We start from the raw sequence: 25,440 nt of genomic DNA, 5'->3' as shown, positions 1-25,440 counted from the left end.
CACTCAGCCTCGCACGGCTCGCCGACAACAACTCGCGGAAATCGGACGTCGCCGCGGCGTGGCTAGGGTTGAGGCATGCCGCACGTCCTCGCCCAGCTCAACGACGCCCTCGGCGCCGCCGTCACCGTCGACCCGGCCGCGCTCGAGGCGACCCGCGAAGACCGCTCGGGATGGCGCAGCGACAGCCCGCCGCTCGCCGTCGTGCACGCGGGGTCGGTCGACGACGTGCAGGCGGTCATGCGCATCGCGCACGCGACCGCGACCCCCGTCGTCGTGCGCGGCGCCGGCACCGGCCTCGCCGGCGGCGCCATCGCGAGCCCGGGCGCGATCGTGCTCGACCTCTCTCGGATGGACCGCATCATCGAGATCTCCGAGGCCGACGAGCTCGCGGTCGTCGAGCCGGGCGTCATCAACGGCGACCTCAACGATGCGCTCGCGCCGCTCGGGCTCTGGTTCGCGCCCGACCCGGCGAGCCGCGCCATCTCATCGATCGGCGGCAACATCGCGACGAACGCCGGAGGCCTGCTCTGCGCGAAGTACGGCGTCACCCGCGAGGCGGTGCTGGGCCTCGCGGTGGTGCTCGCCGACGGCCGCCTGGTGCGCCTCGGCCACCGCACGGTCAAGGGCGTCACGGGGTACGACCTCACCGCCCTCTTCACGGGGTCCGAGGGCACCCTCGGGGTCATCGTCGAAGCGACCGTGCGGCTGCGGCCGATCACGGCGGGCACCCCGGTGACCGTCGCCGCCGCGTTCACCGACGTCGAGGCCGCGGCCGCCGCGTGCGCGACGGTCACCGCCGCCCGCATCCGACCCGCGGTGCTCGAGCTCATGGACGCGGGCGTCGTGGCCAGGGTCGCCGCGTACCTCGGTGACGACGCGCTCGCCGGCACGCCGCTCGAGACGACGGCACCGGGCGAGACGTTCCTCATCGCGCAGGCCGACGACGGCTCCGCGGCCGCCGAGGCCGCGCGCATCGCCGAGCTCTTCGCCGCGGCGGGCGGGCGGGTCACGCTCTCGCGCGACGCAGAGACGGGCGAGCGGCTGCTCGACATCCGGCGGGCGATGCACCCGGCGCTCGCGGCGAGCGGCCAGGTGCTCATCGAGGACGTCGCGGTGCCGCGCAGCGCGTTGCCGGCCATGTTCCGCGCCATCGAGGAGATCGGGGCACGACGCGGCGTCGAGATCCCGACGATCGCGCACGCCGGCGACGGCAACCTGCATCCGAACTTCGTGTTCACGGGAGACGAGGTGCCCGAGCACATCTGGGCGGCGGCCGACGAGATGTTCCGCGCGGCCGTGGCACTCGGCGGCACCCTGACGGGCGAGCACGGGGTGGGCGTGCTCAAGCGCCGATGGCTCGCCGAGGAGCTCGGCGACGACGTGTTCGAGCTCCAGCGGGCGGTCAAGGCCGCCTTCGATCCGACCGGCATCCTGAATCCCGGCGTCATGTTCGAGGCATCCGCGCCGGCCGGTTGACGCGCCGGGAACGGAGGAGGTCTCCACGCCGCCGAGGGACCGCCGCGGTTCGGTAGGCTGCCCCGGTGAGCCACGTCGCCCCCGGCCCAGCCCCGCAACCCGCCGCCCCCGCTTGGGCGGCGCCCGTCCGGGCGCGGAGCGGCGGCACCGTCTTCGCCGTGATCGGCATCGTGCTCGGCGGATTCGCCGCACTGCTCGTGATCGCCTACCTTGCGATCGCGCTCGGCGCCTCGACCCTCGTGATCGGCTCCCTGCTCGCCCTCGTGCCGCTGGCCGGCGTGCTGCTCGCCATCCGCTGGGTCGACCGCTGGGAGCCCGAGCCGCGCGGCGCGCTGTGGTTCGCGTTCCTCTGGGGCGCGGCGGTCTCGGTCGTCGTCGCGCTCGTCGTCGATCTCGGCGTGCAGCTCGCGGTGGCGTTCGTCTCGCCCGGCGGCGGGGCCGACGAGGCCGTCGGGGCCGTCGTGCAGGCGCCCGTCGTCGAGGAGGTCGCGAAGGGCTTGGGCGTGCTGCTCGTCTACGCCTTCGCGAGGTGGCAGTTCGACGGGCCGGTCGACGGGCTCGTCTACGCCGCGACGGTCGCGGCGGGCTTCGCCTTCACCGAGAACATCATCTACTTCGGGTCCGCCCTCATCGAGGGCGGTGCAGAATCGCTCGGCGCGACCTTCGTCGTGCGCGGCATCTTCTCGCCGTTCGCGCACGTGCTGTTCACCGCCTGCACGGGGCTCGCGATCGGCATCGCCGCGCGACGCGGTGCAGGCGGCGGCGTGATCGGCTGGTTCCTGCTCGGACTGCTCGCCGCGATCGCGCTGCACGCGCTCTGGAACGGCTCGCTCGCCTTCGGAGACGACGCGGTCGGCCTCTACCTCACCGTGCAGGTGCCGATCTTCGCCGGTGCCGTCCTGCTGGCCGTGCTGCTGCGTCGCGAGGAGGTGCGCACGACGCGCCGCCGGCTCGGCGAGTACGCGGCCGCGGGCTGGTTCAGCCCGGCGGAGGTCGACCTGCTCGCGACGCCGGCCGGCCGACGACAGGCACTGGCGTGGGCTCGTGCACAGCGCCCGCCGCGGACGGCGGGAATGCGACGGCTCATCACCGACGCCACGCACCTCGCCTTCGCCCGGCAACGGATCGCGTCGGGTGTGGGCGGGGCGAAGTCGGTCGCCGACGAGCAGGCGCTGCTCGCCGCGATCGTGTCCGAGCGTGCGGCGCTCATGCGCTGAGTACCGCAACGGCGGCGAGGCGAGCCACCGGATATGATGTCGGCATCCGCAACGACGCGATCGGAGACGGCGTGCCCGTGCCGCAGCGACCCCCTCGGGGCTTCGATGCCGATGCCCTGCGCGACCGACTCCTGCGTGCCCAGGACGACGCCCTCGCCTCGGGCGCGGTGCCCCCGACGCTCCGGCCGGTGGTTCGCGCCTCGTGGGAGCGAGCGCTCCGCGGGGCGATCGACCCGGCGCACGCGCTGCCGAGCATGGAGCTCGATGAGGACGGGTTCCGGGCCTACCGGGAGACGCACGCGCTCGCACCGGTGATGCCCGTGATCCGGCGGCTGCTCGTCGACGATGCGGGTGAGGCCGGCCTGGTCGTCGCCGTCGGCGATGAACACGGACGCCTGCTGTGGGTCGAGGGCGATCCCGCGCTTCGGCATCGGGCCGAGGACATGCTGTTCGTCGCGGGCGCCGACTGGTCGGAGTCGACGGTGGGCACGAACGCGCCCGGCACGGCGCTCCAGGTCGACCGCGGCGTCCAGATCCGCGGCGCCGAGCACTTCAACCGCATCGTCCATCCATGGAGCTGCACCGCAGCTCCGGTGCACGACCCGCAGACGGGCGCCGTGCTGGGCGTCATCGACATCACGGGCACCGATCACGCGGTGGCTCCGCACACGCTCCCACTCGTCATGGCGACGGTGGCCGCGGTCGAGGCCGAGCTCAAGCTCGCGCACCTCGAGTCCGCCGTGCGCAGCACGCTCCGGCGGACGCGGATCCGGCCGGTCGAGCCCGCGGCGACCGCGCTCGACGTGCTCGGCCTGCGCCGCCCCCGTCTCGGCGGTCGCGAGCTCGGCCTCCGCCACGCCGAGATCCTCACGCTGCTCTCCTGGCATCCGCGCGGCCTTCCTGCCGAGCGCCTCGCCGCACTCGTCTACGGTGACGAGTCGAGCACGGTGACCCTGCGCGCCGAACTCGTGCGGCTGCGGCGAACGCTCGACGCCGCGGGTGAGCCTCCGGTCGCGTCTCGCCCCTACCGCCTCGTCCGGCCGCTCGCCCTCGACGCGCACGAAGTGCTCGCGCGCCTGCGCCGCGGCGCCCGCCGCCGGGCGCTCGACGCGTACCAGGGGCCCTTGCTGCCCGACTCCGCCGCGCCCGGCATCGTCGAGATCCGCGCCGAGGTGGCGAGCCGACTTCGCGAATCACTCCTCGCGGATGCCGCCCCCGAGCTCCTCCTCGACTACGCCGAGCGCGACGAGGGGCGCGACGACGTCGAGCTCTGGCGCGCCGTGCTCCGGCTGCTGCCCCCGCGGTCGCCGCGCCGTGCGTCGGTCGTCGCCCACCTCGAGCGACTCGACGCGGCGCTCGGCTGACCGGCCGTCTCCCGTCGACCGCGTGGTCCGCGCATCCCGTCGACCGGGCGCAACGCAGGTGCAACGTCCGGGCAACCGGGACGCAACCCCGCCCGGCCTACGGTGACGTCGTCCCAGCACGGGGCATCCGACAACGACGTCAAGGAGACACGATGACCGTGTACGCCGCGCCCGGCACCCCCGGCGCGCTCATCGAGTTCAAGCCGCGCTACGAGCACTTCATCGGCGGCGAGTGGGTGAAGCCCGAAGGCGGCGCCTACTTCGAGAACATCTCGCCCGTGAACGGAAAGGCCTTCACCGAAGTCGCCCGCGGCACCGCCGCCGACATCGACGCCGCGCTCGACGCGGCGCACAAGGCCGCACCCGCGTGGGGCCGCACGAGTGCCGCGCACCGCGCCGGCATCCTCAACGCGATCGCCGACCGCATCGACCGCAACCGCGAACTCCTCGCCGTCGCCGAGACGTGGGACAACGGCAAGTCGATCCGCGAGCCGCTGAACGCCGACCTCCCACTCGCGAGCGACCACTTCCGCTACTTCGCGAGCCTCATCCGTGCGCAGGAGGGCAGCTTCACGCAGCTCGACGAGGACACGGTGGCGTACCACTTCCAGGAGCCGCTCGGCGTGGTCGGGCAGATCATCCCCTGGAACTTTCCGCTGCTCATGGCGGTGTGGAAGCTCGCGCCGGCCCTCGCCGCGGGGAACGCCGTCGTTCTGAAGCCCGCCGAGCAGACGCCCACCTCCATCCTCGTGCTCATCGAGCTCATCGCCGACCTGCTTCCGGCGGGCGTGCTCAACGTCGTGAACGGTTTCGGCGTCGAGGCGGGCAAGCCGCTCGCCTCGTCGAGCCGCATCCGCAAGATCGCCTTCACGGGCGAGACGACGACCGGACGGCTCATCCTGCAGTACGCGTCGAACAACATCATCCCCTCGACGGTCGAACTCGGCGGGAAGAGCCCGAACATCGTGTTCGAGTCGGTGGCCGATCGGCGCGACTCGTTCTACGACAAGGCCCTCGAGGGCTTCAGCCTGTTCGCCTTCAACCAGGGCGAGGTCTGCACCTGCCCGAGCCGCTCGCTCATCCAGAGATCGATCTACGACACGTTCCTGGACGACGCGATCGAACGGACGAAGCAGGCGAAGCAGGGCAACCCGCTCGACACCGAGACCCAGGTCGGCGCGCAGGCGTCGAACGATCAGCTCGAGAAGATCCTGAGCTACATCGACATCGGCAAGCAGGAGGGTGCGAAGCTGCTGCTCGGCGGTGAGCGCGCCGACCTCGGCGGCGACCTCAGCGAGGGCTACTACGTGCAGCCGACCATCTTCGAGGGCCAGAATCGGATGCGCCTGTTCCAGGAGGAGATCTTCGGCCCCGTCGTCGCAGTCACGAGCTTCACCGACTACGACGACGCCATCTCGATCGCGAACGACACCCTCTACGGACTCGGCGCCGGCGTCTGGAGCCGCAACGGCAATGAGGCGTACCGCGCCGGCCGCGACATCCAGGCCGGGCGGGTGTGGGTGAACAACTACCACGCGTACCCGGCGGGCGCCGCGTTCGGCGGGTACAAGTCGTCGGGCATCGGCCGCGAGAACAACAAGCTCGCGCTCGACCACTACCAGCAGACGAAGAACCTGCTCGTGAGCTACAACGAGAACCCGCTCGGGTTCTTCTGAATCGGGGCCGCGTTGTCGCTCGAACGATTCGCGGACGGCGTCGTCGGCCGGGTGGTGATCGCGGGGGAGTCGTCGTCGCGGGTGGAGCTCTCACCCGCGGCGGCGACGCTGCTCGACCGCCTCTGGTCGATGCACGGTCCCCTCATGTTCCACCAGTCCGGCGGGTGCTGCGACGGCAGTTCGCCGATGTGCTACCCGGCGGGCGAGTTCGTCACGAGTGAGGCCGACGTGCTGCTCGGCGAGCTCGAGCTCGGTCGGGATGCCTCGGGGTCGGCGCGCGTCGCCGGCTTCTGGATGTCGGCCGAGCAGTTCGCCTACTGGCGGCACACCCACCTCACCGTCGATGTCGTCCCGGGTCGCGGCAGCGGGTTCTCGATCGAGGCGCCCGAGGGCGTTCGCTTCCTCATCAGGTCTCGGCTGATGCAGGACTGAGGTCACCGCAGGGCGGCGGAACCGCCTGCCCCTGTCGTGCTCCCGGTGTGCCGGAACGCAACAGAAATCCGCCGCCCTGTGGTGTGGCACTGCCGACATCTCTACGGGGCGACGGATCTCTTAGGGTTCCAGCGTGCATGGTGTTCGCCAGTAGCGCAAGACCCCGGTGGACATCCGTCCGCGATGGACACGGGCACGTGGAATCCGTTTTGATTGAGGGCATGACCGATACGAACAGCAAGCCCGAGATCGACGCTCCCGAGGGCCCGGCACCTGTCGAACTCGTCATCGAAGACCTCGTCGTCGGCGACGGCGCCGAGGCCCAGCCCGGCTCGACGGTCGACGTGCACTACCTCGGCGTCGAGTTCGACTCCGGTGAGGAGTTCGACTCCTCGTGGGGTCGCGGACAGTCGATCAACTTCCCCCTCTCGGCCCTCATCACGGGCTGGAAAGAGGGCATCCCCGGCATGAAGGTCGGCGGTCGCCGCCAGCTCATCGTGCCCCCGCACAAGGCGTACGGCCCCGCCGGCGGCGGTCACCCGCTGTCGGGCAAGACCCTCATCTTCGTCATCGACCTGCTCGGCGTCAGCTGAGTCGGTCCGTGCTGTGAAGGCCGGTGGGCGAGCGCCCGCCGGCCTTCGTCGTCGTTCGGCTACGATTCGAGCGTGCTGCCCGCCTTCGCCCCCTACCTCGTCGTCTCGATCGGGCACCTCGTGCTCCAGTACGTCGGCCCCGCCTGGAGCGTGACCGCGACGAAAGCGCTGCTCATGCCGCTGCTCGCGCTCGCCGTCGTGATCGTCTCCCGTCGTTCGGGCGCGCCAGTGCCGGCCCTGCTGCTCGCCGGCATCGGGCTGTCGTGGGGCGGCGACGTGCTGCTGACGTTCCCGGGCGACCCCTGGTTCGTGGCGGGCCTCGCCTCGTTCCTGGCGGCGCACGTCGCCTACATCGTGCTCTTCCTGCGGATGCCTCGGGCCCGGCGTCGCCCGCCGGCCTGGGCGCTCGTCTATCCGCTGTGGGTCGTCGCGATGCTCGCCCTCCTGCTGCCCGGTGCCGGCGCGCTCGCCGTGCCGGTCGTCGCGTACGCGCTCGTCATCGGCGCGATGGCGGTGAGCGCTTCGCTGCACGGCGGCTGGATCGCCCTCGGCGGTGCCCTGTTCGTGGTCTCCGACTCGGTGCTCGCGATGGGGCGCTTCCTGCCCGGATACGAGTTCGCGGCGCACGACCTCGCCGTGATGTCGACCTACCTCGCGGCGCAGGGCCTCATCGCGTTCGGGGTGCTGCTGGCGGTTCGCGGTGCGGCGGCGCCGTCTCGCGCACCCGGTCGACCAGTTCTCGCCACGGACCGGTGACCTGGCGCTCGGCGAGCAGCGCCTCGTGCGGGGCGCACTCGATGCGGTAGACGTAGCGGTCGGGCTCGGGGGGAGCGGGGGGCACCTCGCGCCACGGCAGCTCGCCGATGAGCACGACCCAGGCGTCGGGGTCGGGCTGCTCGTCGACCTCGACGCGCCACGTGGTGCGGAGGCCGGCCAGACCCCCGGTGCGCTGCACGATGACCTCCATCGTGCTGGATGCTACTCCTCGATCAGGCGCCGCGCTCGGCCCCGTCGGTCGCCGGCAGCACGCCGACGGTCTGCCAGCCCGTGCGCACCGCGCGGGCCTCTCGCGAGTCGGCGCCGAAGCGCCGCTCGGCCTGGCGAACCGTCTCGGCCGCGAACTCGGCGAACGTCGCCGTCGGGCTCAGCCGCCCGGAGGTGAGCGTGTCGTACCAGATGCGGCCGACGTGCTCCCATGCGAAGCCGCCGAGTTCGCGCGCGGCGAGCGCGAACGCCCGGTTCGGGATGCCCGAGTTCAGGTGCACGCCGCCGTTGTCGTCGGTCGTCTCGACGTAGTCGCGCATGTGCGCGGGCTGCGGGTCGCGGCCGAGCACGTCGTCGTCGTAGGCGGTGCCGGGTTCGAGCATCGACCGGAGCGCCCTGCCCTGCACCTCGTCGGTGAAGATGCCCTCGCCGATGAGCCAGGTCGCTGCCTCGGCGTCCTGACCCAGCGCGTACTGCTCGACGAGCGCGCCGAACGCGTCGGAGGTGTGCTCGTTGAGTGCGCCCGGCTGACCCTGGTAGCGCAGGCCCGCCGTGTGCTCGGTGACGCCGTGCGCGAGCTCGTGGCCGATGACGCTCAGCGAATCGGTGAAGCCGCGGAACACCTCGCCGTCGCCGTCGCCGAACACCATGCGCTCGCCGTCCCAGAACGCGTTGTCGTAGCGCTCGCCGAAGTGCACGGTCGCCTCGAGCGGCATTCCGGCGCCGTCGATCGAGTCGCGCCCGAAGACGCGGTCGAACAGCCGGTGCGTGTCGCCGAGCCCGTTGTAGGCGTCGTCGACCGACTCGTCGCCCGTCGCGCGTTCGCCCTCGCGCCGCACGAGCCGGCCCGGCAGCCGCTCGGCGTGCTCCGCATCGGAGATGCGGCGGTCGGGCTGCGACGGCGCGTCGGGCAGCGCGGCGGGCAGTCGCGGCTCGGCGCGGTCGGGCGGCAGCAGCGGCGGCGTCCCGCGCAGTTCGCGTCGCGGCGCGTCGTGCAGCAGCGAGCGCCGGGCCGCCTCGGCGGCGAGCGGGAACCGGTGGGTGGCGTCGGCGATGCGGTCGAGCAGGTACGGAGGGACGATCGTCTGCTGCATGACTCGATCGTCGCACCGGCCGGCGACATCGGCGCCGCGCCGCGCCATAGGCTGGTGGCGTGACCAGCGCCCCGCTCCTCGGCCTCCTGCTCGACGTCGACGGTCCCATCGCGAGCCCGGTGACCCGGTCGATCGCGATCCCGTCGATCGCGCGCGATCTCGCGGCCCTCGCGAACGACGGCAACGCCGTGGTGTTCAACACCGGCCGGTCGGACGCCTTCATCGCCGAACGGGTCGTGCCGCCCCTCGTCGACGCGGGACTCGAACCCGGCGCGCCCGTGTGGGCGATCTGCGAGAAGGGGGCGGTCTGGGCGGCGATCGATCGTGGCGGGCTCGGCGAAGTCTTCGTCGACCTCGACCTCGCCATGCCCGAGGAGTTCACCGCCTACATGCGCGACGTCGTCCGGTCGCAATTCGACGAGGTCGCCTTCTTCGACGAGACCAAGCGCGCGATGGTGTCGGTCGAGCAGCACGTGCACGTGTCATCCGGCGACTACCTCGTGGCCCAGCCGCGCTTCGACGCGCACGCGCATGCGGCGCTCGCGGCCCGGGGCTTCGGCACGGTGCAGGGCGACGAGGAACGACCGAATGCCTCGGGCCGCGTGCACTGGCGGGTCGACCCGAGCATCATCGCCACCGACGTCGAGTCGGTGCGGCTCGGCAAGGATCTCGGCGCGGCACGCGCGATCGAGCTGCTCGCCGAACGCGGCGTCCGTCCGCGGCACTGGCGCACGATGGGCGACTCGCGGGGCGACTACCGCATGGCCGACTGGCTGCACGAGCGGGGCGAGTCGGTCAGGCACGTCGACGTGCGCCCCGCCGATGGCGTGCCCGCGACCGGGTACCCGGTGCTCACCGCCGGCGATCTCATCCACGACGAGGCCGGGGCGCTGTTCCTCGGCCGCTGGGCCGAGGCGTCGCGTCGCGGCGACCTCGGCGACGACGAATAGGGCGCACGCCGTTGCCGAAGATCGACCTTGCCGACACCGCCGACGCGGCGGCGTTGCGCGCGCACCCGATCGCGCTCGTGCCCGCGGTCCTGGTGTGCGGCGCCGCCGTGCTGCTGTTCGGGTTCATGGCGCCGATCGCGGGCTACGCGATGATCGCGGTCGGGCTCCTCGCCGCGTGGCTCTGCGACCGTTCGGGGCGCACCGAGCGGCTGCTCGCCGACCTCGCGCTCATCGCGATCGGGCTCGTGATCATCTCGACCATGTCGCTGAAGGCCGACCTCAGCGATGCGGGCATGGTCCGATTCGCGCTCGTGCTGGGCCTCGCGGTCGCGGTGCCGTTCCTCGTCTCGCGCTTCGTCTACCGCGAACGGGTGATCCGCTTCCCCTGGCGCACGGGCCGCCGGTGGACGCGCACGCAGTGGGCCTACCTCGCGGGCGTCACGCTCGCCGGCTGGCTCGTGCTGCCGGCCTACTTCATCGGGTCAGGGGTCTACGAGAACTGGCCAGCGGTCGACGGTGCGAACGAGATCGGTCGGCTCGCGGTCGGGGTGACCGCGGTCGGCACGTGGGACGAGCTGTTCTTCATCTGCACGGTCTTCGCGCTGCTCCTGCGGCACTTCCCGGCCTGGCAGGCGAACCTCCTGCAGGCGACGGTCTTCGTCTCGTTCCTGTGGGAGCTCGGCTACCAGAGCTGGGGGCCGCTGCTCACGATCCCGTTCGCACTCGTGCAGGGCTACACGTTCAAGCTGACGAAGTCGCTGACCTACGTGCTGGTGGTGCACCTGCTGTTCGACCTCGTCGTGTTCCTCGTGCTCGTCTACGCGCACACGGGTGCTCCGGCGATCTTCCCGTTCGTGCCCTGACCGCCGTCGCGACGCGCCGTGAGCGCTACTTCAGCTGCCCGCGCACCTCACCGCCGGGATACGTCGGCGTGTGCACGTTGACGTAGTACGCGCGCGGGTTCTCGGCGATGGCGTCGAGCACGGCCGCGTCGGCGTCGGCGCAGTCCTCGACGGTGAAGGCCGTGGCGTTCGGCACCGAGAGCGGCACGACGACGCCGCCGGCGACGCCGCGCGGGGCGAGGTGGATGTGCGCGGCCACGGCGCCGGCGGTGAGCCCCTCGACCTCGAGGGTGTAGCAGAACTCGCCGTCGGCGATCTCGAAGGCGATGAAGCCGTGCCCGCCGCCGGTGGCGCCGGTCGTCTCCTGCTCGTTGTTCAGCGGAATGGCCGGTGTGCCCGGTGGCCTGGCCTGCGCGGCGGCCGCCGTGGTGAGCGTGAGTGCGGCGGCGGCCGCGAGGGCGAGGACGGCGGTGCGGGTCCGATGCTGCGCAATCATGATGAATGCTCGCTTCCTTCGGGTCACGACGCACGCTACGCTGCGCGGCGGTTCGCCTCAACCCCGCCGCGGTTCGCCTGCCGCGCGCGACGCGTCAGTTCCGCTCGACGACGGCTCCGTGGCCGGCGAGCCAGTCGAGCAGCACCTCGGCGTGGTTGACCTGCGTGTCGCGTGCGCCGTAGAGCAGCGTCACGCGATCATGCTCGCGCCCAAGCTCGAGCAGTGCGTCGGCTGCGGCGTTCTCGTCGAGTTCGGCGCGGTAGCGCGACGCGAAGTGCTCGAAGTCGCCCAGCCGGTCGGCGGCGTGGTGCCACTCGGTGCGCAGCTCGGGGGAGGGGGCGACCGCCTTGTCCCACAGGTCGAGCTCGGCGCGCTCCTTGCTCACGCCTCGCGGCCACAGCCGGTCGACGAGCACCCGGTAGCCGTCGCCCGCTTCGGCGGGCTCGTACACGCGCTTGATCACGAAGGCCATGCGCCCAGTCTCGCCGCGCGCGCTCGCCGAAGCAACGGATGCCTCGTGCCGCGGGTCGCGGCACGAGGCATCCGTCTCGTCGGATGGGCGATCAGATCGCCGACCAGCCGCCGTCCGAGGCGAGCACGACGCCCGACACGTTCGCCGAGTCGTCCGACAGCAGCCAGGTGATCGCGGCGGCGAGCTGCTCGGGCTCGGCCGGCACGAGCGCGAGCGCGCCGAGCACCGGGCCCAGCACGCGGCCCGCGTGCTCCGACTTGAAGGGCGCCTCGATGTTCGTCTTCACGCCGCCGGGCGCGACCGCGTTCACGCGGATGCCCGATCCCGAGTACATGACCGAGGTGTTCTTCGTGAAGCCCACGACGGCGTGCTTCGAGGTCGTGTACGCGGCACCGGCCGAGGCGCCGCGCAGGCCCGCCTCGCTCGTGACGTTGACGATCGAGCCCGTGCCCTGCTCGACCATCTTGGGCAGCACCGCGCGGGTGAGCCGCATGACGGCGGTGACGTTGACGTTCATGACCCGCTCCCAGGTGGCGTCGTCGACCTCGGCGGCCGGCAGGAAGGCGTCCATGATGCCGGCGACGTTCGCGAGCACGTCGACCCGGTCGCCGGCGGCGGCGACGAGCGCCTGCACGTTCTCCTCGACGGTGATGTCGCCCGCGACGGCGACGATGTCGAGCGAGGGGTGCTCGGCGACGAGTGCGTCGAGGCGCTCCTTCGAGACGTCGGCCGCGATCACGCGCGCGCCCTCGGAGGCGAGTCGCACGGTGGTCGCGAGGCCGATGCCGGACCCGGCGCCGGTCACGATCGCGACCTTGCCGTCGAAGCGTCCGGGGGTGATGGCGGTGTTCATTGCTGCTCCTCAGCGGTGAGTGCGGCGTCGTGGGATGCGCGGCGTCGCGGTGGGTTCGCCGGTCGGGTGCGCGACCGGTCCACCAGTTATAACACTGAGTGTCATAAAATGTTCCCGATGCGACCCCGGGCACGCGAGAATGGCGGTGTGACGATGGATGCCTCCCCGAACGCCCGCCCGACCGGCGACGGGTCCTCGCGTGCGGCCCGCGGGCGCCCGATCGAGGTCGACGCCGATGCGCTCGCGGCGATCGCGCTCGCCCTCTTCGCGGAGCGCGGGTTCGACGAGGTCACGATGGCCGACGTCGCCGACGCCGCCGGGGTGAGCCGCCGTACGCTCTTCCGGTACTTCCCGTCGAAGCCCGACCTCGTCTGGGGCGGCTTCGACGAGGCCCTGGCGCGGTTCGAGTCGGCGATCGCGCCGGCGGCCGACCGTTCCCCGGCCGCCGGCGGCGGCGCGTCGGAGGCGGGCGGACGTGCGTCCATCGCCGCCCTCCATCGCGCCTACGTCGCCATGGCCGAGTTCCCGCCCGAGCTCATCGAGGTGACGCGGCAGCGCCTGCGCATCATCGATGCGTACCCCGCGGTGCTCGCCCACGGGCTGGCGAAGTTCGGCGCCGTGCACGAACTCCTCGAGCCGTACCTGGGCGACCCGGCGTCGCTTCGGGCGCACCTGCTCGCCGACCTCTACGTCACGACGGGCTTCAGTGCGATGCGCTGGTGGGCGCGCAGCGGCGACGGCACTCCGGCCGAGGCGGTCGACGCGGCGCTCACCCTGCTCGAGCGGCCGTTCGACTGAACTTCGGACGCGCTCCGCGTCGTGCTGGGTGGTCGGCCCCGAGGCATCCGCTCTGCTAGAGTATTGAGGTTGCCGTGAAACCGGCCGCGCATCAAGAGAGCCCAGGCATCCCGCCCCGGGCAGCGCGCAACGAGAAGAAAGGGGATCCCATCTATGGCACTCGAAGCAGACGTCAAGAAGGCGATCATCGAAGAGTACGCGACGCACCCCGGTGACACTGGATCCCCCGAGGTCCAGATCGCGCTGCTCACCAAGCGCATCAAGGACCTCACCGAGCACCTGAAGGAGCACAAGCACGACCACCACTCGCGTCGTGGCCTGCTGCTCCTCGTCGGTCAGCGCCGTCGTCTCCTCGGCTACCTCGCCGATGTCGACATCGCGCGCTACCGCTCGCTCATCGAGCGTCTCGGGCTGCGCCGCTAAGCACGGCAGTCCGCGCGGCTCTCGACGACACCGCGAACTTCTTGCGAAGGCCCCCGCCGAATCGGCGGGGGCCTTCGTCATGTCGGGATGCCTCGTGGTGATGCCGCAGATCCGACGGCCGGCTCGGCTCGCCGTTCAGGCGCTGCGCGCCCGGTGCGCCCTCGCCGCCATCCGGTTGCCGCAGCGCGTGCTGCAGTAGCGCCGCGAGGCGTTCTTCGAGAGGTCGGCGAAGATGCCGGTGCAGTCGTCGGCGGCGCACTCGCGGAGCCGGGCGGTCTCGTCGGCGCGCACGACGTCGACGAGCGCCATCGCCGCCTCGACGAGCATGCGCTCGGCGAGCGGCGCGTCGGGCGAGGTGGCGTGGATGTGCCAGTCGGAGCCGTCGTGGCGCACGAGGCGGGGGAGGGCGCGCGCCTCCTCGAGGATCGCGTTCACCTCGTCGACGACCTCGTCGCGCGGCCGGCCCCAGAGTGCGCGCAGCCGCTCGCGAGCCTCGCGCACCTCGTCGAGTTCGCGGGTGTCGCCGTCGTGCCGGCCCGAGTACTGCCACGCCGCGATGAGGGCGGTGAGCCGGGCCGTCGTCGCGAGCTCGTCGTCGCCCGACTCCGACGCGCCGGGCACGGTGTCGGCGAGGGCCGCCATGAACTCGAGCGCTGCGACGGTGTCATCGGTGAAAATCATTTGACTCCTGACCTTGGTGAGGGGTACTGTCACGAGCATAACGGTCTTCACTCATGACGCGGCAGTCTTTGCGGCGACACGCAGGGTGGCGGCGACGATCGGGCTGGGAGGCGACATGACGTCACGACGACGCGGGGTGCTCGGCATCGCGCTCGGACTCGCGGCAGGGCTCTCGTTCGGCATCGGCGGCGTGTTCGTGAAACCGTTGCTCGAAGCCGGCTGGTCGCCCGGCGCGGCGGTGCTCGCGCGCATCTCCATCGCCGCGCTCCTGCTCGCCGTCCCGGGCCTCATCGCGCTCCGCGGCGACTTGCGGCCGCTGTGGCGCGCCAAGTGGACCGTGCTCCTCTACGGGCTCGTGGCCGTCGCCGGCGTGCAGTTCTTCTTCTACGCCTCGCTCGAGCGCATCCCGGTGTCGATGACGCTGCTCATCGAGTACCTCGCCCCGATCGCGCTCGTCCTGTTCGCATGGCTGCGCACGCGGCGTACGCCGCAGCGGGTCGTGCTGGCCGGCTCGGTGCTCGCGCTCGCGGGCCTCGTGCTCGTGATCGGCCCAGGGGGCGGCGGCCTCGACCCGCTCGGGCTCGCCTTCGCCGCGCTCGCGATGATCGGCGTCTGCGTCTACTACGCGATCGGCGAGACGGCGGCCGACCAGCTGCCGCCCGTCGCGCTCATCGCCGCCGGCTTCGTCGTCGGCGCCGTCGCCCTCGCGGTCGCCGGCCTGACCGGACTGCTCCCGATGCAGGCGACGACCGCCGATGTCGCGTTCCTCGGCGCGCAGGCACCGTGGTTCGTCCCGCTCATCGCGGTCGGTCTCGTCTCGACGGCGTTCGCCTACACCGCCGGCATCGCCTCGATCGGCATGCTGGGCTCGCGGCTCGCCTCCTTCCTCGGGCTCTCCGAGGTCGTGTTCGCCGCGATCGCCGGCTGGATCCTGCTCGGCGAGGCCCTCGGTCCGCTGCAGATCCTCGGTGGGGTGCTCATCCTCGGCGGCATCGTGTGCGTCAAGCTCGAGCGGCCGGAGGCACGGGGAGTCCCGGCGGTCGAGCTCGGGGCCGAGCCGGTGCCGGTGACGGCCTCCCTGCCGGTCGTCGAAGGCCGGCGCGCAGCGCCGCCCGCTGCCGACGGGCGCGCGAGCGACCCCGCCCCGCACCCGCATCGAGCGGCCTAGGCTGGCGTCATGCGATTCGGCATCGTCATCCTGCCCCAGTTCGACTGGCCCGACGCCGCCCGGTACTGGCGCGCGGCCGAGTCCTACGGATTCGACCACGCCTGGACCTACGACCACCTCGCGTGGCGCAGTCTCGCGGGCCAACGATGGCATGCCACCGTTCCCACCCTCACCGCCGCGGCGATGGTCACCGAGCGCATCGGCCTCGGCACGTTCGTCTCGCATCCGAACTACCGCCACCCGGTCACCCTCGCGAAGGACATCGCGACCATCGACCAGATCGCGGGCGGCCGCGTGCTGCTCGGCATCGGCTCGGGCGGCACCGGATTCGACGCCCATGTGCTCGGACAGCCCCAGCTCACGCCCCGCGAGCGCGCCGACCGGTTCGAGGAGTTCGTGCACGGCCTCGACCGCCTGCTCCGGTTCGAGGAGCCCGGCAGCGAGGGCATCTCGTTCGCGGGGGAGTGGTTCACGGCCGACGGCGCCCGCATGGTCGGGGAACCGGCCCAGCGACCGCGCATGCCGCTGCACCTCGCCGCGAACGGCCCGCGCGGGCTCGCGCTCGCAGCCGCCGTCGCCGACGGCTGGATCACCACGGGCGGCGACGACGACGGCACGGATGCCTGGTGGCAGGGCGTCGCCCGCCTCGTCGAGCGGCTCGATGCGGCGTGCGACGCGGCCGGGCGGGCGGGCGCGTCGATCGCGCGCACGCTCTCGCTCGACTCGGAGGCGCGGCTGAGCCTCGCGAGCGTCGGTGCCTTCGAAGAGGCGGTCGGGCGCGCCCGCGAACTCGGCTTCACCGACGTCGTCGCGCACTGGCCGCGGCCCGACGGCATCTACGCGGGTGACGAGCGGGTGCTCGACGAGGTCGCGGGCCGGCTCGACGCACTCCGCTGAACCCGGCTCCGAGGCATCCCGCGATAGCCTGTAGGGCGTGTCTGCGCCCCGCCGGAAGCCCCTGCTCGCCTGGGAGCCGCTGCCGTACCTCGTCGTCGTCGTGCTGCTCATCGCCACGAGCGCCATCCGCCCCGAGTCGCCGCCATGGCTGTTCTGGCCCTTCACGATCGCCCTCGTGGCCGCGATCGGCTGGGTCGTCGCCGGGCTCGTGCGTCGCCGCTCGACCAACCCCGACCAGTGGGGCGACCTCGCGACCCTCGACGGGCTCGAACTCGTCGACGCACCGCACCTCGAACGCGAGGTGCGCGCGGTCGCACCGGTGGCCGATGTCCGCAGGCACCAGCCCGCGATCGAGCTCGCGCGACTGCACGGCGGGCCCGACCAGCCGGCGGTCCTCGTGCCGCGGGCGAATCGATGGCTGTCGCGGCGGTACCGCATCGGCGTCCAGCTCGTCGGCGGCGACCGGCCCCGCCACGCCGGATTCCTCAGCGAGGCGATCGACGAGCACTGGCGCGATCGGCTCGACGCGCTCGCCCGTCGCGGCGGCTACGTGCGGGTGCCGGCCCGCATCACCGGCGCCGCACGCCCGTTCGGCGTCGAGCTCGACCTGTCAGGGCTCGAACACGCGGTGCCCGCGACGACGAGCACGCCGGAGGCGGGCTGAGCCGCCGATCGGACGTCAGACGCCGTCGGTACCCGTCGCCCGGCCGTCCTCCTCGGAGTCGAGCTGGGCGCGCACCTGGTCCATGTCGAGCGCGCGCACCTGCGAGACGAGCTCGTCGAGCATCGGGCGGGGCAGCGCGCCCGCCTGGGCGAACACGCCGATGCCGTCCTTGAAGGCCATGATCGTGGGGATCGACGTGATGTTCATCGCCGCGGCGAGCTGCTGCTGGTCTTCGGTGTCGACCTTCGCGAACACGAGGTCGGGATTCGCCTCGGCGGCCGCCTCGTAGTTGGGCGCGAACTGACGGCACGGGCCGCACCACGCCGCCCAGAAGTCGACGAAGACGGTGCCGCCTTCGAGGATGGTCTTCTCGAAGGTGTCCAAGGTGAGCGCCACGGTAGCCATCGTTCCAGCCTAGGCGACGAGTCTGAGCGGGCGCCGAGCCACTATCGTGATGGTCGTGGCGGCGATCGACGAGGCGAGGGTGCTCGACGAGGCGCTGCCCGACATCGACTGGCACGTGCTCCCGCCCGGCACCGAGCGCACCGACTTCGCCGGACCGAGCGGCCGGCTCGCCCGCATCGCGCTGGGTCCGCCTGACGGCCGCCGCGTCGTGCTCGTGCCGGGGGCGACGGGGTCGAAGGAGGACTTCGTCCTCATGATGCCGCTGCTCGCAGCGGCGGGCTACCGGGTCGAGTCCTACGACCTGGCCGGCCAGTACCAGTCGTTCGAGGCCGGCCCGTGGAACGTCGACCCGCCGCGCGCCCGCTACGATCAGCGCCTCTTCCTCGACGACCTGATCGCGGTCCTCGACGACGGGGCGGGCTCGGCGCACGTGCTCGGGTACAGCTTCGCGGGCACGCTCGCGGGCCTCGCCCTGCTCGAGCGACCCGACCGGTTCGCGAGCCTGACGCTCCTGAGCTCGCCGCCCGAACCCGGACAGGCGTTCCGCGGCGTGAAGCGGATCGGCGCGCTGAGCGGGTTCACGACGCCGCGGCAGGGCGCCGCGCTCATGCTCTGGGGCATCCGCAACAACCTCAACAGGGTGCCGCCCGGCCGGCTCGCCTTCGTGCGCGAGCGGTTCGCGCTCACTCGCCGTGACAGCGTCGACGACATCATCGGCCTCATGATGGCGACCCCCGACGTGCGTGCCGAACTCGCCGCGACGCCCGTGCCGAAGCTCGTCGCGGTCGGCGAGCACGACCTGTGGCCGCGCGAGCTGCACGAGCGGTCGGCCCGTGAGCTCGGCGCCCGGTTCGCCGCCTACCCGACGGGCCACAGCCCCTGCGAGACCGCGCCGCACCAGCTCGTGCGCGACATGCTCGCACTGTTCGACGCGAGCGGGCCGGTCGGCGGCCGGTGAACGGGATGCCTCGTGCGGGGCGCGTCGAGGCATCCTCGCGCCGCCCGTGGTCAGGCCGGCAGGGCCTCGTCGCCGTCGGTGTCGCGGTCGACGGCCGTCTCGCGCAGCCCGGGGGCCTCCCAGACCCAGGCGGGAGCCCGGCGTCGCTCGGCACGGCGCGTGAGCGGCGGCCACTCGCGGGACTCGACCGACATCGTGTGGAACGCCATGCGGACCCGGCGCCAGAGCCCCGCCGCGCTGTCGAACGGGCGCGCGGACACCTCGACCGCGAGCCCGCGGTCGCGCACGACCGTCATGCCGGGCTGCATCCACCACGCGAGATCGAGGTCGTCGTGCACGTCGGCGCGGTCGCGGTGCACGAGGTGCCGGAGGCGCCGCCACGCGTCGGCTCGCATGGCGTAGTTGGAACCGAAGATGGGCGGGTGGCCGAGGAGCGCGCCGATCACGGTGAAGTAGCCGCCGATGTAGATGTTGCGCGCGATCCAGCGCACGAGCGCGGTGCGTCCGTAGAACGTGCCGCCGTTCGTGACGACGGTCGGCCGGTCGCGCGCCGACATGCGCCGCTCGATCTCCGCGAGCCAGTCGGGTGCGGGCACCGAGTCGGCGTCGAGGCGGGCCAGGATCTCGCCGCGGGCGGCGTCGAATCCGGTCGCCGTCGCCGGCCAGATGCCGCGGTGCGGCTCGACGAGCACCCGTGCGCCGGCAGCGCGCGCGACGGCCGCCGTGTCGTCGGTCGAGCCGTTGTCGACGACGATCACCTCATCGGCGGCGCGGGTCTGGGCCGAGATCGCCCTCAGGCACGCGGCGAGGAACTCCGCATCGTCGAGACTCGGAATGACGACCGAAATCGTGCTCATCAGGCCGAGTGTATCGCCGCGCGAACGATCGGGCCGATCGGGAATACCGTGGCTATGACACCCGTTGGACCCGATGTATGCAAACGCATAGAATTGACGCATCACCAGATGAGCCCAGGAGCAGCATCATGCAGTTCGGTATCTTCACCGTCAGCGACATCACCCAGGACCCGACGACCGGTCGCACGCCGACCGAGGCCGAGCGCATCCAGGCCACGGTGACGATCGCCAAGCACGCCGAAGAGGTCGGCCTCGACGTCTTCGCGCTCGGCGAGCACCACAACCCGCCGTTCTGGTCGTCGTCGCCGACGACGACCCTCGCGTACATCGCCGGGCAGACCTCGACGCTTCAGCTGTCGACCGCGACGACGCTCATCACGACGAACGACCCGGTGAAGATCGCCGAGGACTACGCGATGCTCCAGCACGTCTCGGGCGGCCGCGCCGATCTCATGCTCGGCCGCGGCAACACCGGCCCCGTCTACCCGTGGTTCGGCAAGGACATCCGCCAGGGCCTGCCGCTCGCGGTCGAGAACTACGAGCTGCTGCACCGCCTGTGGCGCGAGGACGTCGTCGACTGGTCGGGCAAGTTCCGCACCCCGCTGCAGGGCTTCACCTCGACGCCGCGCCCGCTCGACGGGGTGCCCCCGTTCGTCTGGCACGGTTCGATCCGCACCCCCGAGGTCGCCGAGCAGGCCGCGTTCTACGGCGACGGCTTCTTCGCCAACCACATCTTCTGGCCCGCGTCGCACACCCAGCGCATGATCGCGCTGTACCGCCAGCGCTACGAGCACCACGGTCACGGCACTGCCGCGCAGGCGATCGTCGGTCTCGGCGGGCAGGTGTTCATGCGCAAGAACTCGCAGGACGCGGTGCGCGACTTCCGTCCGTACTTCGACAACGCGCCGGTCTACGGGCACGGGCCGAGCCTCGAGGAGTTCACCCAGCAGACGCCCCTCACCGTCGGCAGCCCGCAGGAGGTCATCGACAAGACGCTCGGCTTCCGCGACTACGTCGGCGACTACCAGCGCCAGCTCTACCTGCTTGACCACGCCGGGCTGCCGCTGAAGACCGTGCTCGAGCAGCTCGACCTGCTCGGCGGCGAGGTCGTTCCGGTGCTGCGCGAGGAGTTCGCGAAGAACCGCCCGGCCGAAGTGCCGGATGCCCCGACGCACGCGTCGCTCGTGCGCGCGAAGTACGGCGACGAGGCGCCTCGCCAGGCGACGCCGAACGCCAACCGCGGTGACAACCTCACCGTCGGCTCGCCCTACCAGGACACCGATGTCGACGCGACGGCCGCGCGGCAGTCCGGGTCGGCCTTCGGGCCCGCCGCGACCCGTCAGGGGGTGGCGCGATGACCGCCAAGAAGATCGTCGTGGTCTCGGCCGGCCTGTCGACGCCGAGCTCGACCCGTCAGCTCGCCGACCGGCTCGCCGCCGACGCCGTGGCGGCGCTCGGCGAGCGCGGCGTCGAGGCCGAGGTGCGCACGTTCGAGTTGCGCGAGCTGGCCCACGACATCACGAACCACCTGCTGCTCGGGTTCGCACCGCCGAAGCTCGAGGAGGCGCTCGACGCGGTCGCGTCGGCCGACGGCCTCATCGCCGTCACGCCGATCTTCACCACGAGCTACGCCGGGCTCTTCAAGTCGTTCATCGACGTGATCGACCCGCAGGCGCTCACCGACCTGCCCGTGCTGATCGGTGCGACCGGCGGCACGCCGCGGCACTCGCTCGCGATCGACTACGCGATCCGCCCCCTGTTCACCTACCTGCACGCGGTGCCGGTGACGACCGGCGTCTTCGCGGCGACGAGCGATTGGGGCGGCTCCGACGGCGACGGCGTGCGTTCCCTGCCCGACCGCATCTTCCGCGGGGCGGAGGAGTTCGCAGATCTCGTCGAGCGCACCGACCGCTCGCAGCTCGTGAACGATCCCTTCCAGCTCGACCGGCCGTTCGGTCACCTCATCGGCGGACTGGCGGGGGAGTAGCGGTCTCCTCCTGAACCCCGACCGGCTCCGCGTGCTCGCGAGGCCGGTCGGGCGCCGTGGCCGGGCGCGGCCGACGCGATCCGTGGTCGCGGCGTTCGACCCGGCGCTCGCCGTCGGCGCCGTGCGGACGATCCACGAGCGAGCCCGGCGTCAGGTCGTAGACGCCGTCGTGCGGCTTCGCCGCCGGCCCGGTCTCGATGCCGCGGAACCAGGGCGCCCACCAGAGCACCGTCCCGGCGACCCACGCGGAGACGAGGAACGCGATGGCGGTCTGGAGCGCCTCGAGGCCGGCCGCCGCCTCGACCTCGGGGCGGAGCGCACCGTCGACCAACGCGTTCGTGCCCGTGTCGACGTCGAGTGCGTCGAACTGCGAGATCGATTCGAAGATCCATCCGGTCAGCGCCACGGCGAGCGCGGTGAGCACGCCGGCGACGAGCACGACCGCGATGAGCTGTCGCCACCGCATCGCCTGCGCGAACAGGGTGGCGGCGAGCGCCGCCGCGACGACGGCGGCCGCCGTCGCCCCCGGGAGCATGCCGGACCACGGTGCATCGAGGCTCGTCGCCATGCTGCTGAGGACCACGGCGAGCTGGGCGGTCACGGCCACGGCGGCCGCACTGAGCACCACGGCGACGACCCAGCGCCAGGGCCGTGAGGGGCGAGCCGAGGGAACCGTGCGGAGGCGCCTGCCTGCGATCTCGGCCACCGCGACTGCGGCAAGGAGCGTCACCCAGAACGGGACGCCCCACAGCGGGTAGTAGAGGCAGGCGAGCACGAAGAGGCCGATGAAGCCGAAGGCGAGCACGACGAGCGCTGCCCGCACCGGCCGAGACCGCCGTTCGGCATGGTGGATCACCGCGAACTGACGCGAGTCCGCGTTCGTCACATCGGCGACGATGCGGGCGTGCGCCCGGTGCGCCCGGGCGCTCGAGACGAGCCGCAGCACGACGAACGCGACGAGCGCCGCCGTGACGACGGCGATGAACGCGCCGCTGTCGCCGATGGTCGCGGAGGGCTCGAGCGTGCTGTCGAGCTGCGGCCAGGTGAGCAGCACGCCGCAGGCGATGATCACCGATGCGAGGACGAGTCGCGGTGGAGACAGCAGCGTCGGGACGAGGACGAGCAGTGGTCGAAGCAGCCAGTGCATCAACCGCGTCGGCGAACCGCCACCGCTTCCGCGCACCATCGCGGCCGAGACCGTCCGAACCGTTCGCGAGGCCAGAGCGAGCCGATAGCCCGAGCCGAGCGCCTCGATGTCCTGGGCGCCGCGCACGAACTGCCCGCGGATGCCGTCGGGCTCGCCCGACGACACCGCATCGGCGTAGGGGCGCGCGCCGGCATCGCGATCGAGTTGCCGGAGGAGAGCGTCCTGTACGCGCTCGACGGCGTCGTCGACGTCGAGCGCGCCGCGCGGCGGGTCGGCGGCCGGCCGGTCGGGGCCCTGGTCGGTCGCATCCGTGCCGTCGGGCGCCGGCGCGGCCTCCATGCTGTCGAGCAGCCGGACGAGCCCGGCCGCGGCGTCGAGGCGGCCCCACCACCAGTCGTTGCGACGCCACGCACGGCTCATGAACCCCGCGAAGGCGGCGATCCGGAGGCCCGCCAGCTTCGAGGTCGAGCGGAGTGCGCCGTCGTCGAGCAGTCGCGCGACGGTCTCGCGATCGAGCTGCGAGGGGTCCTTCGCGAGAACCGCACGGTACCCCTCCAGGATCTGTGCGTCGAGCAGCGTGCGGAAGTGACCGACCCTGGCGGGCTGCGTGTCCGAGCCGATCGTGTGGAAGCGGATCGTGGAATCGGGCAGCGGAATGCCGCTGCCGCCGAAGATGAGCGGGAGTTCGCGCGCGAGCACGATGCGCTCGCCGGGCGCGGGGAAGCGGTGCCACGGCGAGTCCGACCACCGGGTGGACCGATCGCTCGCGAGTTCCACCCCGGCATGCTGCAGCCAGCCGACGATGCGGTCGAGCTCCGCCCACAGTGCGTCGCGGCCGCGCGGGGATGCCGCATTGCCGGCGAGCCACGCGACGGCGAGGTCGCGGGCACGTTCGGGAGTGAGCGAATGCTCCTGGCGCGACATCCCGTCGACCTCGTCGACGACCCCGGAGACCGCTGCGTCGCGGTAGTCGCGCGCGCGCCGGAGGGTGGCGTAGAGCGCCTCCCGAACGGCCTGGCGAGTGCGGTCGGCGGTGCCCGGACGGTCGCCGAGCACGGCGTCGAGCTCGGCGAGCCCGATCGAGCGGAACGCGTGGTCCTCGATGGCCCTCACCCACGCGAGGCACGCGAACGCGGCGTCGACGAGCGCCTGCGCGCCCTTCGAGATCGCGTCGGGCGGCACGCCGTCGATGCCGTCGGCGACGAACTCGCCGATGACGGAGCGGAGCACCGGGGCGAACCGGCCGATGTCGAGGCGGTCGAGCGCGCGGTGCGGCAGACGTTCGAGGAGGTCGGTGCCCAGTGCCCACTCGCCGGGGCGGGTCAGCACGTCGCGGAGGAGCTCGAGATCGGTCGCCGAGCGCATGCTCGCGTACGCGAGCTCGTCCGGTGTCGCTGCGCCGTCGGAGCCGGTCGCGGGGCGGGTGTCGAGTCGAACGGCCAGCAGTGCGCCACGACCCTTCGCGACGATCTGCGAGGTGCGTGCAGCATCGACGCCGTCGATCTCGTCTTCGCCGTTCTCACCGCTCGCGCGCTTCCGCACCGCCGCGAGGATGGGTGAGAGGAACCTGGAGAGCGGATCCTGCCGCTCGGTGCGGGGATCGGGCGGGAGCTCGGGAACGGGTCCCTCGTACCGATTGGCCCGGATGAGCCAGTGCGACGTCTCCTTCGGCGATGGGTCGAGGTAGACGAGCACCCGGTTCACGTGCTCGTTCGCCGGGATGTTGCGCACCGCCCGCAGCGCCCGGTCGATCGGGATGTTGTCGAGCACGCCGCCGTCGACGACGCGGAAGGGATGGTGCGCGCCGTCGACGCGATGCGCACTGAACACGTTGCGCATGTCGGGCGGGTTCGTCACGACGTCGGGTGCGGCCAGGGCGTCGTCGCTCGAGTAGATGAGCGCGGGCTCGAAGGCGCCGGGGAACGACGAGGTCGTGCGCGCCGCGTACGCGATCCGTCGTACGTCGCGGTCGAATCGGACGTTGCGGGGATCGTTGAGCCGGTCGACCCTCGGGACGGCCCGGTCGGGTACCGGGTCCCCGTCGGTGCCGACGAAGCGGAAGTGCGCGTGACCTTCGGCCGCACTGCGTTCGCTCGTGTCACGGCCGTCGATCAGCGTCGCCGACAGGTCGACGACGACGTGCGGTGCGATGAGCGCTCGCCGGCCGGATGTCGGGATCTCGCCGTCGGCGGGGCGGCCGATGTCGGTGAGCTCCTTCGTGAGCTCGCTCCAGAAGTACTCGTCGCCGCGGAACACGGAGTCGAACGCCGCCGGCTTGCCGGGTTGCAGCAGGCTCCACGCCGACCCGGCGCGGAGCCAGACCGGCAGGAGGCCGTTGACGTCGACCCCGGCGCGCTGGGCGACCGCGTACATGACGGCGTTGAGGCCCCCGGCGCTCGCGCCCGCGAGCACGTCGAACTCGACGCGGTCGTATCCGCGCGAGTACAGGAGCCGGGCGTAGAGATCGGCCCGCTCGACGAGGCTTCGATCGGGAGCCGTGTCCGAGGGGTCGATGAGCAGCGCCTGCGCCGCCGGGTCGGACTCCGTTCGGTAGATGCGGATGTGCCGGAGGATGTCGAGCTCGGCGACGGCCCCGCCGATCCAGACGGCGAGGCTGACACCGCCCTTCATCGCGAGTGCGACGCGCAGGCCGCGCGAATGGAACGGCCGGGCGCCCTCGGGCAGGTACACGCGCGGGTTCGGGTCGGGCACCGAGGCCGGCCCGTGCCGGCCGGGTGCGGCGTCGGTGCCGGCCGGGTACGGGAAGTCGCCGTACTCGAGGTCGCCGTCGCGCCCGCGGGGCCGGGCAGGATCGAGCACGAGCTTCACGTAGTCGTGCGGCACCGTCGCATCGGACATCGCGGACTCCTTCGTCCCAGCCGCGGCCCGTCGACGGGCGGGCCGCGCACAGCGTAGGACGGCGTTCGCGGCGAGGCATCAGGGAAGGCACTGAAGACGCTGGTCGCGCCGTGATTCCTTTGGAATCCCACGAAGCAAGGTGAGAGA

General features: G+C 72.3%; 26 protein-coding genes. 17 read left to right on the top strand and 9 right to left on the bottom strand.

Annotated features, from left to right (window positions below; translation table 11 throughout):
* Positions 1-75 precede the first annotated feature (75 nt).
* The 7 genes from ACFWGP_RS12755 (at position 76) to ACFWGP_RS12725 (ending at position 7,514) form a co-directional block, all read left to right on the top strand.
* Positions 76-1,476: an FAD-binding oxidoreductase gene (locus tag ACFWGP_RS12755; RefSeq protein ID WP_376931084.1), complete on the top strand. Its 1,401-nt coding sequence runs from the start codon at positions 76-78 to the stop codon at positions 1,474-1,476.
* Between the two features lie 65 nt (positions 1,477-1,541).
* Positions 1,542-2,693, top strand: a complete 1,152-nt coding sequence (locus ACFWGP_RS12750; RefSeq protein WP_231431371.1) for a PrsW family intramembrane metalloprotease — start codon at positions 1,542-1,544, stop codon at positions 2,691-2,693.
* 77 nt (positions 2,694-2,770) lie between these two features.
* On the top strand, positions 2,771-4,057 hold the full coding sequence (locus ACFWGP_RS12745; RefSeq protein WP_275506721.1) for a GAF domain-containing protein: 1,287 nt from the start codon (positions 2,771-2,773) through the stop codon (positions 4,055-4,057).
* Positions 4,058-4,209: 152 nt separating this feature from the next.
* Positions 4,210-5,733, top strand: a complete 1,524-nt coding sequence (locus ACFWGP_RS12740; protein ID WP_376931083.1) for an aldehyde dehydrogenase family protein — start codon at positions 4,210-4,212, stop codon at positions 5,731-5,733.
* A 12-nt stretch (positions 5,734-5,745) separates the two neighbouring features.
* Positions 5,746-6,165 (top strand): DUF779 domain-containing protein, encoded by a 420-nt coding sequence (locus ACFWGP_RS12735; protein ID WP_275506723.1) that lies wholly within the window; start codon positions 5,746-5,748, stop codon positions 6,163-6,165.
* Between the two features lie 221 nt (positions 6,166-6,386).
* Positions 6,387-6,758 (top strand): FKBP-type peptidyl-prolyl cis-trans isomerase, encoded by a 372-nt coding sequence (locus ACFWGP_RS12730; protein ID WP_231431367.1) that lies wholly within the window; start codon positions 6,387-6,389, stop codon positions 6,756-6,758.
* A gap of 72 nt (positions 6,759-6,830) precedes the next feature.
* Positions 6,831-7,514 (top strand): lysoplasmalogenase, encoded by a 684-nt coding sequence (locus tag ACFWGP_RS12725; RefSeq protein ID WP_231431366.1) that lies wholly within the window; start codon positions 6,831-6,833, stop codon positions 7,512-7,514.
* Here the strand turns inward: ACFWGP_RS12725 and ACFWGP_RS12720 are convergent.
* Together ACFWGP_RS12720 and ACFWGP_RS12715 are read right to left on the bottom strand one after the other, a co-directional pair.
* Entirely contained in the window at positions 7,426-7,725 is a 300-nt protein-coding gene (locus ACFWGP_RS12720) for a protealysin inhibitor emfourin (RefSeq protein ID WP_231431365.1), read from the bottom strand. The two genes, ACFWGP_RS12725 and ACFWGP_RS12720, sit on opposite strands and share 89 nt — an antisense overlap.
* Before the next feature lie 22 nt (positions 7,726-7,747).
* The gene (locus tag ACFWGP_RS12715) at positions 7,748-8,836 is read right to left on the bottom strand and encodes a M4 family metallopeptidase (RefSeq protein ID WP_376931082.1); all 1,089 of its coding nucleotides are present in this window, start codon (positions 8,834-8,836) and stop codon (positions 7,748-7,750) included.
* 59 nt (positions 8,837-8,895) lie between these two features.
* On the opposite strand from ACFWGP_RS12715, the gene ACFWGP_RS12710 reads away from it, so the two are divergent.
* Positions 8,896-9,786 (top strand): hypothetical protein, encoded by an 891-nt coding sequence (locus ACFWGP_RS12710; protein ID WP_275506725.1) that lies wholly within the window; start codon positions 8,896-8,898, stop codon positions 9,784-9,786.
* A gap of 20 nt (positions 9,787-9,806) precedes the next feature.
* Entirely contained in the window at positions 9,807-10,649 is an 843-nt protein-coding gene (locus ACFWGP_RS12705) for a type II CAAX prenyl endopeptidase Rce1 family protein (protein ID WP_275506805.1), read from the top strand.
* A gap of 25 nt (positions 10,650-10,674) precedes the next feature.
* Here ACFWGP_RS12705 and ACFWGP_RS12700 read toward each other — a convergent pair whose 3' ends face one another.
* From ACFWGP_RS12700 to ACFWGP_RS12690, 3 genes are all read right to left on the bottom strand, one after another.
* The gene (locus ACFWGP_RS12700; protein ID WP_376931081.1) at positions 10,675-11,124 is read right to left on the bottom strand and encodes a CHRD domain-containing protein; all 450 of its coding nucleotides are present in this window, start codon (positions 11,122-11,124) and stop codon (positions 10,675-10,677) included.
* 94 nt (positions 11,125-11,218) lie between these two features.
* Positions 11,219-11,596, bottom strand: coding sequence for a DUF488 domain-containing protein (locus ACFWGP_RS12695; protein WP_231431360.1), 378 nt, complete (start codon positions 11,594-11,596; stop codon positions 11,219-11,221).
* Between the two features lie 91 nt (positions 11,597-11,687).
* Positions 11,688-12,449: an SDR family NAD(P)-dependent oxidoreductase gene (locus tag ACFWGP_RS12690; RefSeq protein ID WP_275506727.1), complete on the bottom strand. Its 762-nt coding sequence runs from the start codon at positions 12,447-12,449 to the stop codon at positions 11,688-11,690.
* A gap of 153 nt (positions 12,450-12,602) precedes the next feature.
* Between ACFWGP_RS12690 and ACFWGP_RS12685 the strand changes: the two genes are divergently transcribed.
* Complete coding sequence (locus ACFWGP_RS12685) at positions 12,603-13,247, top strand: TetR family transcriptional regulator (RefSeq protein WP_376931251.1); 645 nt, start codon at positions 12,603-12,605, stop codon at positions 13,245-13,247.
* Positions 13,248-13,400: 153 nt separating this feature from the next.
* Positions 13,401-13,670 carry a 30S ribosomal protein S15 gene (gene rpsO, locus ACFWGP_RS12680; RefSeq protein ID WP_231431357.1) on the top strand — a complete coding sequence of 90 codons (270 nt, stop codon included), beginning with the start codon at positions 13,401-13,403 and terminating at the stop codon, positions 13,668-13,670.
* Positions 13,671-13,805: 135 nt separating this feature from the next.
* Here rpsO and ACFWGP_RS12675 read toward each other — a convergent pair whose 3' ends face one another.
* A complete protein-coding gene (locus ACFWGP_RS12675; protein ID WP_231431356.1) occupies positions 13,806-14,351 on the bottom strand; it encodes a CGNR zinc finger domain-containing protein in 546 nt (181 codons plus the stop codon).
* A gap of 115 nt (positions 14,352-14,466) precedes the next feature.
* On the opposite strand from ACFWGP_RS12675, the gene ACFWGP_RS12670 reads away from it, so the two are divergent.
* The 3 genes from ACFWGP_RS12670 to ACFWGP_RS12660 are packed head-to-tail and all read left to right on the top strand — an operon-like array spanning position 14,467 to position 17,080.
* A complete protein-coding gene (locus tag ACFWGP_RS12670; protein WP_231431355.1) occupies positions 14,467-15,519 on the top strand; it encodes a DMT family transporter in 1,053 nt (350 codons plus the stop codon).
* A 9-nt stretch (positions 15,520-15,528) separates the two neighbouring features.
* The gene (locus ACFWGP_RS12665) at positions 15,529-16,416 is read left to right on the top strand and encodes an LLM class flavin-dependent oxidoreductase (protein WP_231431354.1); all 888 of its coding nucleotides are present in this window, start codon (positions 15,529-15,531) and stop codon (positions 16,414-16,416) included.
* Between the two features lie 37 nt (positions 16,417-16,453).
* Positions 16,454-17,080, top strand: coding sequence for a hypothetical protein (locus ACFWGP_RS12660; RefSeq protein WP_376931080.1), 627 nt, complete (start codon positions 16,454-16,456; stop codon positions 17,078-17,080).
* 15 nt (positions 17,081-17,095) lie between these two features.
* Here the strand turns inward: ACFWGP_RS12660 and trxA are convergent, their stop codons facing one another.
* The gene (gene trxA / locus ACFWGP_RS12655; RefSeq protein ID WP_231431352.1) at positions 17,096-17,485 is read right to left on the bottom strand and encodes a thioredoxin; all 390 of its coding nucleotides are present in this window, start codon (positions 17,483-17,485) and stop codon (positions 17,096-17,098) included.
* Positions 17,486-17,534: 49 nt separating this feature from the next.
* Here trxA and ACFWGP_RS12650 point away from each other — a divergent pair, with 49 nt between their 5' ends.
* Positions 17,535-18,443, top strand: coding sequence for an alpha/beta fold hydrolase (locus tag ACFWGP_RS12650; RefSeq protein ID WP_376931079.1), 909 nt, complete (start codon positions 17,535-17,537; stop codon positions 18,441-18,443).
* A 50-nt stretch (positions 18,444-18,493) separates the two neighbouring features.
* Here ACFWGP_RS12650 and ACFWGP_RS12645 read toward each other — a convergent pair whose 3' ends face one another.
* Entirely contained in the window at positions 18,494-19,300 is an 807-nt protein-coding gene (locus tag ACFWGP_RS12645) for a glycosyltransferase family A protein (protein ID WP_231431350.1), read from the bottom strand.
* A 128-nt stretch (positions 19,301-19,428) separates the two neighbouring features.
* Here ACFWGP_RS12645 and ACFWGP_RS12640 point away from each other — a divergent pair, with 128 nt between their 5' ends.
* Both ACFWGP_RS12640 and ACFWGP_RS12635 read left to right on the top strand, forming a co-directional pair.
* On the top strand, positions 19,429-20,658 hold the full coding sequence (locus tag ACFWGP_RS12640) for an LLM class flavin-dependent oxidoreductase (RefSeq protein ID WP_376931078.1): 1,230 nt from the start codon (positions 19,429-19,431) through the stop codon (positions 20,656-20,658).
* Positions 20,655-21,287 (top strand): FMN reductase, encoded by a 633-nt coding sequence (locus ACFWGP_RS12635; RefSeq protein ID WP_231431348.1) that lies wholly within the window; start codon positions 20,655-20,657, stop codon positions 21,285-21,287. The genes ACFWGP_RS12640 and ACFWGP_RS12635 overlap by 4 nt, the downstream gene beginning before the upstream one ends.
* Here ACFWGP_RS12635 and ACFWGP_RS12630 read toward each other — a convergent pair.
* A complete protein-coding gene (locus tag ACFWGP_RS12630) occupies positions 21,262-25,293 on the bottom strand; it encodes a DUF3376 domain-containing protein (protein ID WP_376931077.1) in 4,032 nt (1,343 codons plus the stop codon). The genes ACFWGP_RS12635 and ACFWGP_RS12630 overlap by 26 nt on opposite strands.
* Positions 25,294-25,440: the final 147 nt, after the last annotated feature.

Origin of the sequence: Agromyces sp. NPDC127015, assembly GCF_042725165.1 — a bacterium.
GTDB classification, from domain to species: domain Bacteria; phylum Actinomycetota; class Actinomycetes; order Actinomycetales; family Microbacteriaceae; genus Agromyces; species Agromyces chromiiresistens.
The sequence above is the reverse complement of the archived record's forward strand: the minus strand, read 5'-3'. Positions and strand labels throughout refer to the sequence as shown.

What these genes read in the sequence shown, in the direction of transcription:
- ACFWGP_RS12645 (WP_231431350.1), bottom strand. Translation starts at nt 19,300, where the DNA reads ATGAGCACGATTTCGGTCGTCATTCCGAGTCTCGACGATGCGGAGTTC.
- ACFWGP_RS12730 (WP_231431367.1), top strand. Translation starts at nt 6,387, where the DNA reads ATGACCGATACGAACAGCAAGCCCGAGATCGACGCTCCCGAGGGCCCG.
- rpsO (WP_231431357.1), top strand. Translation starts at nt 13,401, where the DNA reads ATGGCACTCGAAGCAGACGTCAAGAAGGCGATCATCGAAGAGTACGCG.
- ACFWGP_RS12670 (WP_231431355.1), top strand. Translation starts at nt 14,467, where the DNA reads ATGACGTCACGACGACGCGGGGTGCTCGGCATCGCGCTCGGACTCGCG.
- ACFWGP_RS12700 (WP_376931081.1), bottom strand. Translation starts at nt 11,124, where the DNA reads ATGATTGCGCAGCATCGGACCCGCACCGCCGTCCTCGCCCTCGCGGCC.
- ACFWGP_RS12755 (WP_376931084.1), top strand. Translation starts at nt 76, where the DNA reads ATGCCGCACGTCCTCGCCCAGCTCAACGACGCCCTCGGCGCCGCCGTC.
- ACFWGP_RS12665 (WP_231431354.1), top strand. Translation starts at nt 15,529, where the DNA reads ATGCGATTCGGCATCGTCATCCTGCCCCAGTTCGACTGGCCCGACGCC.
- ACFWGP_RS12635 (WP_231431348.1), top strand. Translation starts at nt 20,655, where the DNA reads ATGACCGCCAAGAAGATCGTCGTGGTCTCGGCCGGCCTGTCGACGCCG.
- ACFWGP_RS12690 (WP_275506727.1), bottom strand. Translation starts at nt 12,449, where the DNA reads ATGAACACCGCCATCACCCCCGGACGCTTCGACGGCAAGGTCGCGATC.
- ACFWGP_RS12740 (WP_376931083.1), top strand. Translation starts at nt 4,210, where the DNA reads ATGACCGTGTACGCCGCGCCCGGCACCCCCGGCGCGCTCATCGAGTTC.
- ACFWGP_RS12630 (WP_376931077.1), bottom strand. Translation starts at nt 25,293, where the DNA reads ATGTCCGATGCGACGGTGCCGCACGACTACGTGAAGCTCGTGCTCGAT.
- ACFWGP_RS12695 (WP_231431360.1), bottom strand. Translation starts at nt 11,596, where the DNA reads ATGGCCTTCGTGATCAAGCGCGTGTACGAGCCCGCCGAAGCGGGCGAC.
- ACFWGP_RS12640 (WP_376931078.1), top strand. Translation starts at nt 19,429, where the DNA reads ATGCAGTTCGGTATCTTCACCGTCAGCGACATCACCCAGGACCCGACG.
- ACFWGP_RS12720 (WP_231431365.1), bottom strand. Translation starts at nt 7,725, where the DNA reads ATGGAGGTCATCGTGCAGCGCACCGGGGGTCTGGCCGGCCTCCGCACC.
- ACFWGP_RS12685 (WP_376931251.1), top strand. Translation starts at nt 12,603, where the DNA reads ATGGATGCCTCCCCGAACGCCCGCCCGACCGGCGACGGGTCCTCGCGT.
- ACFWGP_RS12715 (WP_376931082.1), bottom strand. Translation starts at nt 8,836, where the DNA reads ATGCAGCAGACGATCGTCCCTCCGTACCTGCTCGACCGCATCGCCGAC.
- ACFWGP_RS12650 (WP_376931079.1), top strand. Translation starts at nt 17,535, where the DNA reads ATGGTCGTGGCGGCGATCGACGAGGCGAGGGTGCTCGACGAGGCGCTG.
- ACFWGP_RS12675 (WP_231431356.1), bottom strand. Translation starts at nt 14,351, where the DNA reads ATGATTTTCACCGATGACACCGTCGCAGCGCTCGAGTTCATGGCGGCC.
- trxA (WP_231431352.1), bottom strand. Translation starts at nt 17,485, where the DNA reads ATGGCTACCGTGGCGCTCACCTTGGACACCTTCGAGAAGACCATCCTC.